We start from the raw sequence: 16,613 nt of genomic DNA, 5'->3' as shown, positions 1-16,613 counted from the left end.
AACTACAGACTGTGCCTGAGAATTCCCTTTATCAGGGATATCTTTTTGATGGGCTTGGACAAAAATCCGCTGCATCCTGCCTTGAGACAATTTTTTCGGTCTTCATCTCGAGCATTGGCTGTTAAAGCCAATATCGGGGTAGCCGGATATCCGTTTTCCCATTCGTAGGCTCTGATTTCGCGGGTGGCATCAAGCCCGTCCTTCCCGGGCATCTGTATGTCCATCAAAACCAGATCAAAATTATTTAACCGGTACATGTTCACAGCCTCATCACCGTTGGTGGCAAAGCGTAGTCTGAACGGAGTATCTTTAAGGAAAAAATCCAGCAACATGCGGTTATTTTCCGAATCTTCAACCACAAGAATACGCAAAGGCTTAAGTTCGACTGTCTCTTCCCGATTTTCCTCACCAACGGAAGATTCGCCATAAATATTAAGCATCGCCTTGCGCAGCCCTCCACGTGTAACAGGCCAGTGCACACTGCCCTTAACACCGAAAAGATTATTTATTTCAGGACTGTTACTACTAACTCCGGGAGAAGAAGAAAGAGTACATAATACAGGATTCTCACTGTTCAGCCGGGCTTTGATGGATTCTATTTCGCTCAATCCACCTTCCTCGCCAAGCAGATCGGAAACAATTACCAGTTCGGCATTACTGCGGCAGGACTCACTCTGCACACAGGCAAAATTTAAATCTCCGGCGGCCATGCAAGAGGCTCCCCACTCACTCAGGCACTTGCAGATATAATCCCGAACCTGTCCCCGCTCATCAATAACCAGAACCTGACGGCCCTTTATTGCGTCCCTGATTTTCCGGGTATTTCCGTCAATTTCATCAATACTCCCAACCTCAATATCGGTGCGGAACTCCGCTCCCCCTGACAAAATATTCCGAACATCAATATGCCCGTTCATCAACTCTACAAGGTTGCGGGTAATGGACAAGCCGAGTCCTGTCCCACCGTATTTACGGGTTGTGGACGAATCGGCCTGCACAAAATTTTCAAAGATATCTTTGAATTTCTCTTCAGAAATTCCTATGCCGCTGTCACGCACAACCATATGCAGTACAGTCTTTCCCTGAATGCCGGGGGAGGAAAAAATCTCCAGCACAACTGAACCGGCATCGGTAAACTTTATGGCATTACTGAGCAGGTTAACCAGAATCTGTTTAATTCTTGTCGGATCACCATCAAAATAAGCCGGACAACTGGGGTCAACATGGCAGGCAAAAACCAGATTTTTTTTCCAGGCACTCACAGACATGATGCCGGAGACTTCATCCACAAGATCATCAATATTGAATTTCGTATGCTCAAGGGTAAGTTTACCGGATTCGATCTTGGACAGATCAAGGATATCATCAATTAAATTGAGCAATGCCTTACCGGAATCCCTGAAAATGGACACATAACTTCTTTGTTCGGTGGTCAGACGGGTATCAGAAAGCATGTCGGCCATGCCCAGAATTGAATTCATGGGTGTCCGTATTTCATGGCTCATCTGGGCTAAGAACTCACTTTTAGTGCGGTTGGCAACCTCTGCTCTGGTCATTGCCTCTTCAAGCTTCTTGAGAGTATCCGCCATGTGGGCTGAGTTGCGTTCTTCTATTTCTTTGGCTTTCAGCAATTCAGCGGCATAATGCTGCAGTTCTTCTTCATCACGTTTACGGTCCGTCACATCACGAACAACACTCAAAAGAACATCCTGTCCATGATAGGTAATCCGCCGGGAACGCACATCGGTGTATACAATCTCACCGGACTTGGCCACAGCCGGACACTCGAACTGCAAGGAATCGTTATCCATGAAAAGACTGTTCATGAGACCACGCAGACTTTCCCGCTCATACGGAGGCACAAGCTCAAATACGGTCTTCCTTAAAAATTCATCACGCCCATATCCGAGAAAATCTGCTCCGCCGCTGTTCACCCTTAGAAAAACACCGTCCATATCGGTTATGCAGACCAGATCATCGACATTATCAAAAAAGAACTGATACTGTTCCAAACTACGGGTTCTGCGCAGGTTTTCAAGCATGGAGGAAAGAGCGTTCCCCAGTGCATTAATTTCTGAGATACGACTGTCACGATCAGGGATATCACCCTCTTCGCCTTTGGAAATACCCTCAGCGGAAGCAGTAATTATGCGCAACGGGCGGGTAAGCTTGCTGCTCAAAATGAGAGAAACTATTATGCAAAGCCCTATGACAACACCGAACAGAGGCAATAAAAGCCAGAAAGTATGACTCAAGGCGCTATTAAACTTGGCGTCTGAAACAAAATAAGCCAAACCCGGAACAAGTTCGCTGCGGTATAAAATCCCCCGCTGTTCTTTTCCGATACGGACCTGCATAAGATCTTTGCTTTCCGAGGATTCCCCCATAGACAAAGACAAAACTTCACCGGAAATCAGATCATAAGCTTTACCCTGATCAAACAGTACCATCCTGCTTTCGTGGGAATTCTGGAATGTTGTCACCAGCTCTGACCTTGAAAAATCAACCAAACAAGCGGCACTCCCTACAATCTCAGACCTGCTGCGGATAGGCAGCGAAAATACGGTCATAAAACCTCCCCCCGCAGATCTGCAAAAAGAACAGCGATGAGGAGAACTTTCCAGTGCACTTTGAATATAAGGTTCATCAAACGGTCTGGGCGAGGATATAAAAATTCTGCCGTCATCCTTACGAAGCACAAAGAAGTCTATTCCTAAGGGTGCTTGATCATACTCTGACAGCTTTTCGGAGAGCGGGTAGTCCACCCCCATCATTATGGCAACCCGGATAGAGTTATCCTTACTCAACTCTCCAAGGCGTGCCATTGCACGATGCAGGAAGCTGTACAATTCAAGGCTTACTTCCTGCCCCTCAGCACGCACACGGTCATGATATTCATTTTTCAGTGTACTGAAATAACTGTAAGAAAAGACTCCACCCATAGCGAGGGCGGTAACAATAGCCATCCCGCAAATTGCGGCAGCCACTAGGGTTGAAAGCCTGTAGGAAGATATTTTTCTCATTTCAGCAACGCGAATTTCAACTATTTGTAAACAACATCAGCAGCCATTAAAATATCGGCGGGAATTTCCATCCCCAACTCTTTAGCCCGCTTGAGATTAAAAACAAGGGCATAACGCTCCGCTTCTTCAACCGGAATATCTCCGGGAGATCTCCCGTTCAAAACAGCGGCAACCATTACGCCGGCCTGTCTGCCCATAGCAATAAAATCAACTCCGGCCCCCCCGAGCATTCCCAAACGTGCAAAAGAATAATTGATTGATATTCCAGGAATACGGCAATTAGCTACCGTCCATTTGATAATATCCGCAGTTGCCCGACTCTTGCCGTTTTTATCCTTCAACAAGGTCGCTGCCGGATAGACGGTGCCAATAGTCGAGTCGGAACAGGCCTGCCCCATAATCTCCATGTATTCTTCCCAAGAAGTTGCAATACGGAAATCAAATTCAATACCCAGATCACTTTCACCTTCCGCTATTTCCAGCCCCAACTGTTTGAGTACAGCCTTGCCGGTGGGAGATTCATCTGAAACCACCAACATTTTCTTGAGCCCCGGAAGAATTTTTTTCTGAACCTTGCATGCATCGATGAAATGGAGCTTCTCGTATACCCCAGTTATATTGTGTCCCGGAGCAGAACGTGAATTCATCCACTTTACTTTTCTATCATAATCTTCGGGTTGCCCATTCAAACCGGAAAAAACAATATTAATATCAGTATCCACAAGCTTGAGGCCGACAGTTCTGAAAGCATTATCATCAAGCAGAACAAGGACATCGGGCCGAATTGAACCGACTTTTTCCAGAACTATTTCTACCTGTTTCGCCATAAGTTCTGGGGTATTATTCACCTTTTTAGTTCCCATGGCGTACTGGTGGACATCTAAATTATCTCCAGCAACAAATCCCGCTTTTGCAAGGCTTTCCACAACTCCCTGATGCTGTGGTTCACCACAAATATTATCCAGATCGTAACTATGAACAATCATGATATTCTTTGTCTTTGCTTCTCCGGCTAAAGCCGAACTGCAAAAAAGACAAAATATGACAAACACTAAAAGTATTTTCTTCATCACATCTCCACAGTACAAAATAACTCTTGGACATCACAGTAAATTGATTGCGGAAATACTATATCACTTTTTCAACGATCCAAACAGCTAAACATCTCCCATTTTAAGTTATTCAAACAATCAAAAAGACTGTCTTACAAACAGAAAAGAACCAAAAACAGGATAATGATCAGATGCTGCAATGGCATCGACCACCTGTGCGGACTCTAATAATAAACCCTTGGAGTAAAAAAGAAAGTCGTAACGATGCTTGCGTTCTTCAAAAGTAAAATTTTTATGCAATATATCAGCAGATTGCCCCGGACTACTCAGTATTTCACTGACCCCATCTAATTTTTCACGAAATTTATTGATAAATGGAGGTTTGCTGAGGTCCTCTTCGGGAATAGGGGTTCCTCTGATATAGGCCTGAAAATTAAAATCGCCCCCGATAATATAATCAACATCCCGGCTTTCTCTTTTGATCCATTCGGCAAGGTATTCTGCCTGTGCCACCCGTGCGTCCCTGTTCCATACGCAAAGATGAACATTGTATATATCAACACGCTTTCCGCCGACTTCAACCGCCACGCGCTGCATAGTCGATTTCCAGAGCAGAGGGTAATAAAAAAGGTTCAATATCCGGTTTTCAAAATCAGGTTTACAGGAAGTCTGAGTATAATCATTGGAAACAATGGGAAATTTTGAAATAACAACTGTGGCTTTGGTTATCTTGCGTTCTTTGCGCAGGGGAAAATACATATCCCAATCCACCACCGGAGCGGCATATCCCCACCCCAAACGGTCCATGATATAATTCAATTGATTCATGTACCACGAACGCTTGGAATCAAGATCTACTTCCTGTAAAAGCACGATATTAGCATCTTCTGTTCTGACCAGATTAATAAATTCATCCAGATTAGCAGTGAAAAAATCTTCAGGATGATCATCTGCAAGAGTGTGTTGCATTGGCCCGGCGGCAAATCCCAAATTATAACTCAACACTTTCAATTTGCCGCTATATATTTCTCCGGCTTGAGTCTCACCGCTAAACTTAAGGACTTCCCCATTCTCCAAAGCACCTATCCGGTACACTGGATCAACAAACCACCTGATCAGAAAATAACCCGCGGCAAGGATGGATACAAAGAAGAGTATAGAGAAAAAAAGCTTAAACAGTGCATACATATTATTTACCCATCATCCTGAAATAGAATAAGTTGATCCACACAATGGTTGTTTTTGGTTTCGTCTCTGTTTCGAACACAGCATGACTAAATACTATATATGGAAACGAATGCACAACGGCAAATTTACCCTTTTAAAGTAAGAAAACTCCCCTGCTGAATTTCAGCAGGGGAGTTTTCTTACTGTCCCTCAGGATAATAAAGAGGGCAATTTTTTCCTTCAACACGAACCAGCCTTACCGGTACCGGCTCCGCAATTTTTTTTGGTACAAAACACCGATAGACATCATATCCTGAATTCAAAAGCAGCATGCCGCTGAGCAGGATCAAGCCCAGCGCAAGGGTATTCCTCATACGCAATCCTCCAGCAGGAATAAATTTCACCTTTGCTCTTGCAAGCAAAAATCGATCCTACCGGAGGAAGAGTCCTTAATTTAAGGACAGCTCAGGAGCATAGCCTCAGTCTGAGATTTTTTTGCCCTTTTAAGCTTCTGACCACAGGTATATTCAACGTACAGATACTTACCCTTACCGGGATAAGGGTCACCGCAAATAGTATTCCCCACAATGATCCTGCACTTATTTTTACCGTCACACATCTTTACCAATGCTTCTTTTGCGTCGCAGAAATACTGTTTGTATCCCAGCTCGCCCTCAAGCTCAAAACTGATATTGCCGTATTTTGCACTCTGTACCCTGATAACCTTATCAGGCATGGCACCATCTTGCAGATCTTGAGGATCAACGTACTCAATGGACTTTACATCAACCTCAGAAACCGGAACCTCAATAACCTTTCCATCAGTAAGAGTGATCTTCATTTCAGCCTGAAGATGGGGTACACAAACAAATAAACCTGCACAAAACAACATGACAACAAAAACAATGCGAACCATATACTAATCCTCCACTCACGATTTTATCAACTGCTAGCATAACGCAAAACAACAGTCAGTAAAACCATGGAGTTTCATTATGAAAACATTCATTGCTGTTATAAGCATACTCTTTTTAATGACATCTTTTGCAACTGCTCAGGATATCGATCATCTCAAAGATTTGAAACGTCCGCGTTACGAAGCAATATTTCCTGAAAGAGCTAAAACAGAAGAAGCAACTCAACAGCCAGCCCCGCAAGATAAGGCAGAAATAAATGAGGAGAACAACGCCCGCTTCACCGGAACTTTTAAAGGAAAGGTTACTGTCCACTACAAAGGAAAACTGGTTGCAGCTGAAGCCAAACTCCACATTGAAACAGGAGAAACAGAGCGAATAAGCCATTACGACAGCTATATTATTCCTAAGACAGGTGACTATCTTGAATCAACGTGGATGCTGGATAAAAATGAAGTACGCAGGTCAGTGACTATATCCGGAAACACTGTCTACATTACAGATATTATAGAATACGGAAGAGGCGGAAATTCTCAAATCAGGACACTTGTTTTTTCACCAGATTATTCGGCACTGACTTTCTTGAAAACTGAATTTGATGACTCCCCTTCAAATCCGGCAACAGGTCAGATCATCGGCAGATTCATAAGAATTGAAGACTGAATGCCCCCGGCCTGGGTGTCAGGGATGACCGGGGGCATTGCTGGGAAGAGGCTGGTACATTTTCTTGAAAGATGCATGAAGTGTTGTTGAACTGACAATAGCACAACCAACGCACAAAACATGACATAAAGGTTACAATTAACCGCAATTTAAGTGTTACGATCGGCTTTCAAGCTTTCTTAAATTTAGAATTAGGATGCTCGGTGGATCTTGAAAAACAAATGTTTTTACTCCATAATCAAACTTAATAAACGGAAACTGAAATACGGAGTTTAGAATGTATATTTTGAAAAAAGGTCAAGAGAACAAATTTCAGGATCTTATCCCACTTGGTGAAACAGACTGGCCGGAAGAAGTAAAAAAAGAAATCTGCGATTTTTTCAAAACTGCCGGGGTGGACGACCCCATGACCCAGAAACTGGTAGAACCGGGCCTGCAAGGCTTCCGACATAAAGACCACAACGAAGAAATAGACTGGGATGATGTTGTTGCTTATTTCAAATATGAAGCCCTGAGCGTGCTGATCATGCATGACGATAAATTCAAGGAAAAAGCGGAAGAACTCTACACGGACTTTTTTGCCAACCACAAATTCAAAGTCTGGAACAGAGACTAATCCAACCTGCTATAAAATCCAAAACCCCCGGTAATCCTTTAAAGATTACCGGGGGTTTTCCTAATCCATATACAGACATCTATTCAGGAAGGGAAAAGTCTATTCCGAGTCCCTGATTAAGAACAGACAAGGCTTTCTCGGCTCCTTCCCAGCCTGCAGCACATTCCGGACTGAGACTTATGGTCAGGTTTTTAATGACACCGCCATCTAGAGCCTTACGTAATTCAGTTCCCCAGCCTTCAATATATTCATCGGTGAAAAGCCGATTCATTTTCCCGTCAGCCATGCGCCCGAAGAAATAATCCAGATCAAGGTTAAAAATCCAGTTGCCCTCCAATTCGCCAAGCGCTGCCGGAAACTCCCAAGGTTCGTAGGCAGCATAACGGATTGATTGCGGAGCCGAACCTTTACCATGAGTGGCAAAAGCCCAGTTTGAGATTCTTTCCCCATACTTTTCAATAAAAAGGCCAAGATAATTATCCCAGCGGAACAGTGGGGTCACGGCGAAAAAATCGTTGTCATATCCGCACTCGAGGTATTCATTGATCCCGAAATTCTCAAAATCTGCATGTGGGAAATTAGAATAATCCTGCGCTGAAAATAAAGCATCAAAATGGCGGTCCACATGGAACAGGTTCAGGTTCTCACCCTTCTTCAAACTCTCCATCCAGCACCAGAAGGCAGCACGATGGTTATCCATTATGAATATATTATCTTGCTTCCACAGGAAGTTCAGCTTGATAGCTGTTGAGTGGTTGCGTCCCTGAAAATTTACTAACCATTCACCCATTGTTTACCTCCGAAAATTCAAGCATAAAGCTGAGAAACACAAAGTGTGTACCAGCCTGCCGCCTTCCGGTCCAGCCTGCACTGGATGGCCTTGTGCAGACGTAGAACGACTGTTTTCAGATAAATTTTAAAATTGGGAAAATCGAAAAAAGGGTGCGGCAGATTGCCCCCGACGGACAATCTGCCATGATGAGAGATGGATTAAGTGTGTAGATGAGACGGTGCTGTCTTCCGGCAGGCAACAGGGGAGAAGCCTGCAGAAAAATAAAAATATATCTGTGCAGTCAAAAAGAACTGCAACTGTAGCCCTGACAAGAAAGCATAAAGCTGCCCCTGTCCGGCAATAATTACTTGAGACTATTTATATCGAGAGGAGAACCGCAGACCGGGCAGACACGAATGGTCTTGCCGAAAGTGTTCCCCATAACCCAGAAACGGATAAACCATGCTTCGTCCTTTTTGCTGTGGTACTGGACCATAACCCTGTTACCGCATTTGCAAAATCTTTCCTGCATGACCGACTCCTGTTTCGTGAATTCATCTGGATTGAAATCCGCCTTCCCGGCGTGCCCTTGCCATGTGACGACTTCAATTAATCACAACAAAACACCAGTGTCAACTTAAAATAAACAATACACAACAAAACCTTTACGCTAAGTTAACTTCAACTAAATCAAGGCACAAAAAAAGCCTCCCCAAGGGGAGGCCTGTAAAACAAGATTTGAATAAAACTAATGATATTCGCGGGAAACCCAGACAACCTGCCCAAGAACACGCACATTCTCAAGCTCATCACCACCGAGATAAATAGGAGAATAATCTTTATTGTCACTATGCAGGACAACTTGACCGGGGCGCTTTTCCACCCTTTTAACCATGACAGTATCTTCGACACCTACAGCGTAAATACCACCGGCAAGAATATCTTTACGGGATTGGTCCAACAGAACAATGTCACCTTCCTTTAATTCCGGCTCCATGCTGTTGCCATAAACTTCCATTAAAACCATATCGGAAGGGTTTCCTTTGCCGCCAATCCAATCCTTGCGGAAGGCGTAGAAGCCTTCAATTTCACCGCCTGTTTCAAATGATCCGCCCCCAGCGGAAAGGCGGGCTGCAACCTTTGGAATACGGGAAAATTCATCTGCAAATTCCATAGCATTAACTTCCGGACGCGGAGAACCTAAACCGGACTCAAGCCAAGTGGAATCGAGATTGTAGCGCACGGAAAGCTCAAGAATCCAACGCGGAGGGACTGCACCTTTCTTTTTAACAAGAGAGACTGCCGCCCTGCCGACTCCCAGTTCACGGGCCAGCTGGGCCTGAGTGGAAATATCTGTATGTTCCTTCAGTCTTTCAAAAAATGAATCGAAATCTTTAGCTTGCATCGGCACCTCAAATTAACAACTGTTTAACGCAAAAGTTCATCTATAGTTAACATTCACAATTCGATATTGCAACTATTTTTATAAACAGAGAAAGCTTTCAAAAAAAATTCGTTTGTAGTAACGTATGCAAATAGTTAGGGGATATAGTCCTTGGAGAGCTTGATGAGTAATGACTTGATTGTGAAAAATCTGGCTACTGAATACGTGGAGCACTTTGAATTCGACTTCGGTGATGCCGGGGTTGAATTGTCATTGCTCGATGATGCCCCTATGGAACTGAGAAAAATGATAACTGACCTTTGCGGACGCATCTCACCGGAAACACTGGTCAAGGTTTATGAATCCTTGAACGCGATTGCCGAGGCGGATGACATCTACGCCTGTGAAATTGACGAAAAAGTATGCGAGCTGACCCTGTTCTGCAAAATTGCACGCCGGATTGAACAGATCGCCACCCGTTAAATTTAAGATTACTGCACGACATTAAAAAAGCCCGCTCAATCAGCAATTGGGCGGGCTTTTATTTAGACAAACTTCTTGTAGTCTTCAGCGCCGGAGACCAATGAAAGGTTCGCTTCCAGCAATTCAAGGCTGACTGACTCCAGCCGCACGGTGATCTTCTGTCCCAATCGGAATGCATGTCCGGTGCGCTCACCGACGATCATCTGACGATCAGCCCAGAAGGTGTAGTAGTCATCACCAAGCGATGAAAGGCGGACCATACCTTCGGCCATGACCTCCTGAAATTCCACCCAGAATCCGAATTCAGCAATAGAAGAAATTACTCCGGTAAATTCTTCGCCGACCTTATCCTTAAGGAAAATAATGGTCAGCCGCTTGAGAATTTCGCGCTCTGCTTCCATGGCTGTGCGCTCTGTTCCGCTGATGGAATTACCAATACGTCCCAATTGTTTCTGTCCGGGAATCGCCTGATGCTCATCACCCAACGCAACTTTCAAAAGCCGATGCACCACGAGGTCGGCGTAACGCCTGATCGGTGAAGTAAAATGGCAGTAGCATTCAGATGCCAGTCCGAAGTGTCCTTCATTATCCGGCTCATACTTGGCCTGCTTCATGGAACGCAGCAGCAACCGGTTGACAATATACTCCTGATCCGTGCCTTCGGAATCTTTAATCACTGCCTGCAAGGTCTGCGGAGTTACCGGATCAGGAATCTGCTTGCTGATCCCGATCTTGCGCAGCACTTTGAACAGGTTGGTAAGTTTTTCTTCGTCCGGTCCGGGGTGTACGCGGTACAGACATCCGATTTCCTTTTCAGTCAAAAATTCCGCCACCGCCTCGTTGGCAGCAATCATAAATTCTTCAACTATCTGGTGCGCAAAGTTACGGCAACGCGGACGAATATCCACAGTCCGTCCCTGCAAGTTAAAAAGAATTTCCGGTTCAGGCAGGTCAAACTCAAGACTGCCCCGGGCATTGCGTCGCCTGTTAATTTTACGGGCCAGCTCTTCGCAAAGCTTCAGCATGGGCAGCAAATCGCCGAGGCTTTCCTGCTCTTCTTTTTCACCGAGAATAACGCCCTTGTAGACCTGTTCATAAGTCAAACGGCCCTGACTCCTGATCACCGCCGGGGCAAAAGAAGATTTTACAGGGGCACCATCCTTATCAAACTCAATAGTTGCGGTCATAGCCAGACGGTTTACGTCCGGGTTCAAACTGCACAGCCCGTTACTCAGAGCCTCTGGAAACATCGGCTCCACGGACTTGGGGAAATAATAGGAGTTACCGCGCTTCAAGGCCTCACGATCCAGCGGTGAGTCCATAGCCACATAGTGGCTGACATCCGCAATTGCCACCCGCAAAAAATAACCTCCAGCAGTCTTTTCCACGAAAACAGCATCGTCAAAGTCTTTTGCGGTCACACCGTCGATAGTCACAAAAGAAATATCACGCATATCTTCACGATCAGCAAAATCTTCTTCCACCGGTTCATCAGGCAGGGCATCAGCCAAAGCCAGAACCTTGGACGGAAAAGCAGTCGGAATACCATGGTTAGCCTTAACAATAGCTTCCTGAACAAGGGCATCATCTTCATCGCCCAGCATTTTCAGGATGCGCCCTTCCCAAAGCGAAGGATTTATCTGCTCTCCGGGAGCCACCAGCAGGATGTCGCCTCTTGATACTCGTGTGAAATCCACTTCCGTATCAACTGATTCAGCAGGATAAATCTCTCTTCCGTTATCATCCAGTACAGGCTCATTAACTACGGCTTCATCAGGTTCCACCACAATACCGAAATCCAATCTAGGATCTGTAGGATGGCAAAGAAGCGCAGTTCCGCCCATGGGCCGGATCACACGTACCGGGAAGACCTGCTTGCCACGCTCAAGCACCCGAACCACGCGCCCTTCTTCACGTTTACCGCCCCAGTGCGAGCCGGTAATTGCTACGGTGACCCTGTCGCCATGCCATGCATCGCGCAGGTTCTTGGTGTGGATATAAATATCCTGGCGTTTCTTATCGTCCGGAATCAAAAAGGCAGCACCGGAACGTTGAACCTGCAATTTACCGGTAACCAGATTCATTTTCTCAACAACGCCGTAAGCGCTGCCGATCTTGATGATTTTGCCTTCGCGGACAAGGTCTTTCAGTATATCTTTAACGAATTTACGGTGCCGCTTGGTCAGTCCGAGTCTTTTCTCCAACTCGCCCACAGCCAAAGGCTTGCGGCTTTGCTTGAAAACATTCATTGCCTCATAAGGCTTGATCATACCGGGATTTATCGATTTTCTTTTTTTTCCCATTTTTATATTCCTGAAATATTTGATGCGCTATCGCGCTTTTTTTAATTATTTCGCTTCGCCTCCGGCGGCCCCCGGGGTCCAAATAAACTTTTAATAGTTTTGGGCCGTTTTTAACTTGAATATCTATACGTTTTACACCTTAAACGCATCGGTTAATCTTTGTTTATTCCACCACTTATCGAAGGGAGCTTCTTTTGTATCGTCAAAAAATATGGCTTCTCTAAATTCCACTTCCAAATCAATTACGTAAAAGTCTTCACACCCGAGTTTAGTCAGTTTCACAGCGTCTTTGGGGGTGCAGATAATCCGCTTAACACCCGCTGCCGCCGCTTTCCTACGGATCATTTCCACATCCTGCACAGTGTAAGCATGGTGATCCTTGAAAATTATAAATTCTTCCGGCACGCAGCCCATGTATTTTTCTGCATCCGTGCGCAGGATCTCCGGCTTACCGATCCCCGCAAAGAGCAGATATTTATCGCTACCGAAATCAAACCGCTCCCCTTCGCCAAGGAGTTTGAGGCCTTTGGCTTTAAGCTCAAACTGAAATACGGGATTCCCGAACTTCGCCAGCTTTTCCTGTATCAACCAATGCATCCGCCGGAAAGCTTCCGGGCCGCTCTTCACAAAAAAAACATCCGCCCGTTGCAATGCCTGCTTACTTTCCCGCCATGTGCCCCGAGGAATGACCTTATCCCAGCCTGTTGTAAAATCATCCGGTGTAAGCAGCACGAAATCAAGATCTCGCTCAACAGCCATGTGCTGGAAACCGTCATCAAGCAGCATCAATTGCGGTTTAAATTCCTTCGTAGCCCAATCACCGGAACGTTTACGCACAGGATCAACCACAATCTTCGCCTGCGGATTGCCGTTTGCCAGCATGAACGGCTCATCCCCGGCCTCACCAACCGGACTAAGCCGATTCACCAGATACGGCAAATGCGCAGGCTTGGCCCCATAACCACGGGTCAGCAGCACTGTCAACAAACCTTCCCGCTCCGCCCACTTAAGCAACCAATCCGCCACAGGAGTTTTACCGCTTCCCCCGGACCCAATATTGCCTATGGAAATACACGGGCATTCAGGACGAAAACGCTCATATTCCCCCTGCGCATATTTTTCCGCACGGCGAGCCATAACCGCACCATATCCTTTCGAAAAAGGCGCGAGAACGGGGCTGAGAATTTTCTGAGCCTTAAAGAGCAGGGACACGGCAATCTCCTTGGATTAAACACAAAAAAGGCACGCTCAAACCCTACTGAGTTTGAGCGTGCCTGTAAATCTACAACTTATCTCAACTACTCGCGGTTACCCATAAGACGGAGCAGGAAGATGAACATGTTGATAAAGTCGAGATACAGGGTCAACGCACCGAGGATGGTGCCGCGTCTTACTGCGGTTGCATCGTCAGCAGGAATGTACTCGCCCATATCCTTGAGCTTCTGGGAGTCGTAAGCTGTCAGGCCTGCGAAGATGAATACACCCAGAACAGAAATGGCGAAAGTCAGTGCAGAACTATGCATGAAGAAGTTCACCACCATGGCGATGAGAATACCGAACACACCCATCATCATGAATGCACCCATTCCGGTCAGGTCCTTACGGGTAGTAAGACCGTACAGGGACATGGCTCCGAACATTCCTGCAGTAACGAGGAAGGTCTGGAAAATGGATGCCGCAGTGTAGGCAATCAGGATGGTGGAAAGGGTCAAACCGTTCAGTGCGCTGTAAGCCATAAACAGACCGGTAGCTGCACCGGCAGACAGTTTGGAAATACGCATGGACAAGTAGAACACCAGACCGATTTCACCGATGGCAGCAACCCAGAACAGCATGGTCGGGGCGATCATGCCGGTTTCGGGATTCTGGGCCAGCACGAGGTTCAGCACTGCCGGGGTGGAAAGAGTTACCCATGCCACGGCAGCGGTAGCCAACAGGCCCGCGCTCATCCAGCTGTAAATGCCGCGCATAAATGCATTAAGGACTTCCGGTCTCGCGCTAACGGAACCGGCTGCACCGAATCTACTCATAGTTAATCTCCTTGAATTCTTTTTAAGAGCGAACATTCACGTCCGCATTTTTTATATACTTTCAGAGTATAAATAAACAGCTTAAGGCCCACAGGCAAGGTTTTTCGGTCGATTTTCAATGGGGCAAATACTCCCGGCTAGTCCCGGATATACTTTTTCAGCACCGGAACAAATCCGGCCATAACCAAACCTATAGCTCCGGTGGACACTCCAATCTTCAGAAACAGATCATCATAGATATCAATAGACTGCAAAGCAGTTATACCATGTTCAGGGACACTGGCCATAGTTGCGATTTCTCCGCCTAGAACCATTGCCACAGATTGGAACATGAACCACGCGCCCATCATAAATCCCATGGACCTTTCCGGTGTCAAACGGGCAACCATTGCCAACCCGAGCCCGCTGACCAGCAGTTCTCCGAGGCTCTGGAATCCGTAACTTACAACCAGCCAGTTACCGGACACAAAACCGTTGGCATCAGCCTGATACTTGGCAACAAACCCCAAAGTCATGAACGCAGCGCAACACATGAGCATACCAAGCGCAAATTTTCCGGGCAGGGACAAATCCTTCCCGGCTTTATCCAATCGGGCGTACACAACCGCCAGCACCGGGCTGATAATCATAACCCAGAACGGATTCAAAGCCTGAAAAGAAGCAGCTTCAACCGGAATTCCAAAAATGTGCGGGTCCACATTGCGGGCCGCAAAAAGGTTCAACGAAGTCGGCATCTGCTGATAAAGGGCAAAGAACACAATAGCCTCAGCCATAAGGATCAAACAAACTACCAGATTGGCTTTTTCATGATGCTCAGCGCGCATGATCTCGCGCACATAAAGTACTGCCACCACCACAAGGGCGGCATAAAGCAATTCATGGGCAAGAGTCAGGTGAGTCAGCAATAAAGCCGAAGTTCCGGCAATGGCAACTGTTCCGATCAAGGTGAAGAACAATTTCTTTATGTCCAGCGGTTCAAAATCAGCCTCTGAGCCCACCGGATCAAGAATCGAACGAAAAGCAATGTAGTTCCCGATAGCTATGAGCATACCGATGAAACAGACAAAGAACCCCGCATTCCAGCCATAATGCTTTTGGATAATCGGGCAGAGCGACATGGCTGCAAAGGAACCGATATTGATGGCCATGTAGTAAAGGGTGAATGCCCCGTCCACACGCGAATCTCCCTTTTCATACAGCTTGGAAACCAGCGCCGAGGGGTTGGCCTTGAACAGCCCGTTCCCGGCAATGATTATGCCCAGTGCAGGATAAAGAAATTTCTCGCAGTCATACCCCAGCAGTCCGTAACCGGAAGCAAGAACAATGGCTCCAAGAAACATGGTTCTGCGGTTACCTAAAATCTTGTCCCCGATATATCCGCCCGCGCAGATAAAAGCATAAACAAGGGCCGCAAAAGCACTGAAGGTCTGGTCCGCCAGATTGTCGGAGAACCCCAGTTTCTTGACCATGAACAAAACCAGAAGGGCCTGCATTCCGTAGTAGCCGAACCGTTCCCACATCTCCACGGAGAAGAGCAGATAAAATGGCTTGGGATGGCTGAAAGCACCGCTTGAACTTTGCGACATCACGAACTCCTTATTCTGGACAGCTTGGTATTATCTTTCGCTTTATACGACAGATAAGAATGAAATGCGAGGAATTAGGATCTAAAGTGAAGTAATGAACTCTGCTCACTGCCAAACTGTCCTATTCAGTGAACCCTTTATTAATTGCGGCCATTTGATCAACAAAGAGAGCCATCCCGGTTTTCATCTTGCGGAATTCATGTTTTTGATAAAAGCCCTCTTTTCCCGGTGCAGCATAAAGAATCACATTGCAATCAGGAAGCTGCTTTAAAATTTCACGCATGATCAAGGAACCTATACCCTGCCCCTGACACGCTGATGAAACAGCACAATCATACACAGCGGCTTGGTATTCACCGTCAGAAATAGCTCTACCAAAGCCGACTAACTGCTTTTCTGAATATATAAATACAGTAGTATGACTAGCCTCAAAAGCACGCCTGTGTTTTTCGGGTGAATGAAAAGCCATTCCAACTGATTTCAGCATTTCTACCACATCATTCCAATCAACATTTTTGCAGTCATATACTATTTCCAGCTCCATCCGGCACTCCTATATTTCTCTCTGTTGATTAATCTCGACAGGTTTTACATTACACAAAAAAGCCTCCCGCACCAAA

At 46.0% G+C, this 16,613-nt stretch carries 16 protein-coding genes; 3 read left to right on the top strand and 13 right to left on the bottom strand.

Features of this window, described 5'->3' with window-relative positions:
- Positions 1–2 precede the first annotated feature (2 nt).
- From ACKU40_RS19620 to ACKU40_RS19600, 5 genes are all read right to left on the bottom strand, one after another.
- Positions 3–3,023, bottom strand: a complete 3,021-nt coding sequence (locus ACKU40_RS19620; protein ID WP_320174461.1) for a response regulator — start codon at positions 3,021–3,023, stop codon at positions 3–5.
- A 20-nt stretch (positions 3,024–3,043) separates the two neighbouring features.
- On the bottom strand, positions 3,044–4,093 hold the full coding sequence (locus ACKU40_RS19615) for an ABC transporter substrate binding protein (protein WP_320174460.1): 1,050 nt from the start codon (positions 4,091–4,093) through the stop codon (positions 3,044–3,046).
- Between the two features lie 120 nt (positions 4,094–4,213).
- Positions 4,214–5,263 (bottom strand): endonuclease/exonuclease/phosphatase family protein, encoded by a 1,050-nt coding sequence (locus ACKU40_RS19610; protein WP_320174459.1) that lies wholly within the window; start codon positions 5,261–5,263, stop codon positions 4,214–4,216.
- A 179-nt stretch (positions 5,264–5,442) separates the two neighbouring features.
- On the bottom strand, positions 5,443–5,616 hold the full coding sequence (locus ACKU40_RS19605) for a hypothetical protein (protein WP_320174458.1): 174 nt from the start codon (positions 5,614–5,616) through the stop codon (positions 5,443–5,445).
- A gap of 80 nt (positions 5,617–5,696) precedes the next feature.
- Positions 5,697–6,158 (bottom strand): hypothetical protein, encoded by a 462-nt coding sequence (locus ACKU40_RS19600; protein ID WP_320174457.1) that lies wholly within the window; start codon positions 6,156–6,158, stop codon positions 5,697–5,699.
- A gap of 79 nt (positions 6,159–6,237) precedes the next feature.
- Here ACKU40_RS19600 and ACKU40_RS19595 point away from each other — a divergent pair, with 79 nt between their 5' ends.
- Both ACKU40_RS19595 and ACKU40_RS19590 read left to right on the top strand, forming a co-directional pair.
- Positions 6,238–6,819: a hypothetical protein gene (locus tag ACKU40_RS19595; RefSeq protein WP_320174456.1), complete on the top strand. Its 582-nt coding sequence runs from the start codon at positions 6,238–6,240 to the stop codon at positions 6,817–6,819.
- Between the two features lie 277 nt (positions 6,820–7,096).
- Positions 7,097–7,435: a hypothetical protein gene (locus ACKU40_RS19590; RefSeq protein WP_320174455.1), complete on the top strand. Its 339-nt coding sequence runs from the start codon at positions 7,097–7,099 to the stop codon at positions 7,433–7,435.
- Between the two features lie 79 nt (positions 7,436–7,514).
- Here the strand turns inward: ACKU40_RS19590 and ACKU40_RS19585 are convergent, their stop codons facing one another.
- From ACKU40_RS19585 to ACKU40_RS19575, 3 genes are all read right to left on the bottom strand, one after another.
- Positions 7,515–8,225: a UPF0489 family protein gene (locus ACKU40_RS19585; protein ID WP_320174454.1), complete on the bottom strand. Its 711-nt coding sequence runs from the start codon at positions 8,223–8,225 to the stop codon at positions 7,515–7,517.
- A gap of 346 nt (positions 8,226–8,571) precedes the next feature.
- The gene (locus ACKU40_RS19580; protein ID WP_320174453.1) at positions 8,572–8,739 is read right to left on the bottom strand and encodes a hypothetical protein; all 168 of its coding nucleotides are present in this window, start codon (positions 8,737–8,739) and stop codon (positions 8,572–8,574) included.
- Positions 8,740–8,955: 216 nt separating this feature from the next.
- Positions 8,956–9,612 (bottom strand): helix-turn-helix transcriptional regulator, encoded by a 657-nt coding sequence (locus tag ACKU40_RS19575; RefSeq protein ID WP_320174452.1) that lies wholly within the window; start codon positions 9,610–9,612, stop codon positions 8,956–8,958.
- 162 nt (positions 9,613–9,774) lie between these two features.
- Here ACKU40_RS19575 and ACKU40_RS19570 point away from each other — a divergent pair, with 162 nt between their 5' ends.
- Entirely contained in the window at positions 9,775–10,074 is a 300-nt protein-coding gene (locus ACKU40_RS19570; RefSeq protein WP_320174451.1) for a hypothetical protein, read from the top strand.
- A gap of 62 nt (positions 10,075–10,136) precedes the next feature.
- Here ACKU40_RS19570 and rnr read toward each other — a convergent pair whose 3' ends face one another.
- The 5 genes from rnr to ACKU40_RS19545 all read right to left on the bottom strand — a co-directional run bounded on the left by rnr (position 10,137) and on the right by ACKU40_RS19545 (position 16,537).
- On the bottom strand, positions 10,137–12,377 hold the full coding sequence (gene rnr, locus ACKU40_RS19565; RefSeq protein WP_320174450.1) for a ribonuclease R: 2,241 nt from the start codon (positions 12,375–12,377) through the stop codon (positions 10,137–10,139).
- Between the two features lie 132 nt (positions 12,378–12,509).
- Positions 12,510–13,589 carry a tetraacyldisaccharide 4'-kinase gene (gene lpxK, locus ACKU40_RS19560; protein WP_320174449.1) on the bottom strand — a complete coding sequence of 360 codons (1,080 nt, stop codon included), beginning with the start codon at positions 13,587–13,589 and terminating at the stop codon, positions 12,510–12,512.
- Between the two features lie 86 nt (positions 13,590–13,675).
- Entirely contained in the window at positions 13,676–14,407 is a 732-nt protein-coding gene (locus ACKU40_RS19555; protein WP_320174448.1) for a Bax inhibitor-1/YccA family protein, read from the bottom strand.
- A gap of 137 nt (positions 14,408–14,544) precedes the next feature.
- Positions 14,545–15,993: an oligopeptide:H+ symporter gene (locus tag ACKU40_RS19550; RefSeq protein ID WP_320174447.1), complete on the bottom strand. Its 1,449-nt coding sequence runs from the start codon at positions 15,991–15,993 to the stop codon at positions 14,545–14,547.
- Positions 15,994–16,114: 121 nt separating this feature from the next.
- On the bottom strand, positions 16,115–16,537 hold the full coding sequence (locus tag ACKU40_RS19545; protein WP_320174446.1) for a GNAT family N-acetyltransferase: 423 nt from the start codon (positions 16,535–16,537) through the stop codon (positions 16,115–16,117).
- Positions 16,538–16,613 lie beyond the last annotated feature (76 nt).

Source organism: Maridesulfovibrio sp. (assembly GCF_963666665.1).
GTDB lineage: Bacteria > Desulfobacterota > Desulfovibrionia > Desulfovibrionales > Desulfovibrionaceae > Maridesulfovibrio.
The sequence above is the reverse complement of the archived record's forward strand: the minus strand, read 5'-3'. Positions and strand labels throughout refer to the sequence as shown.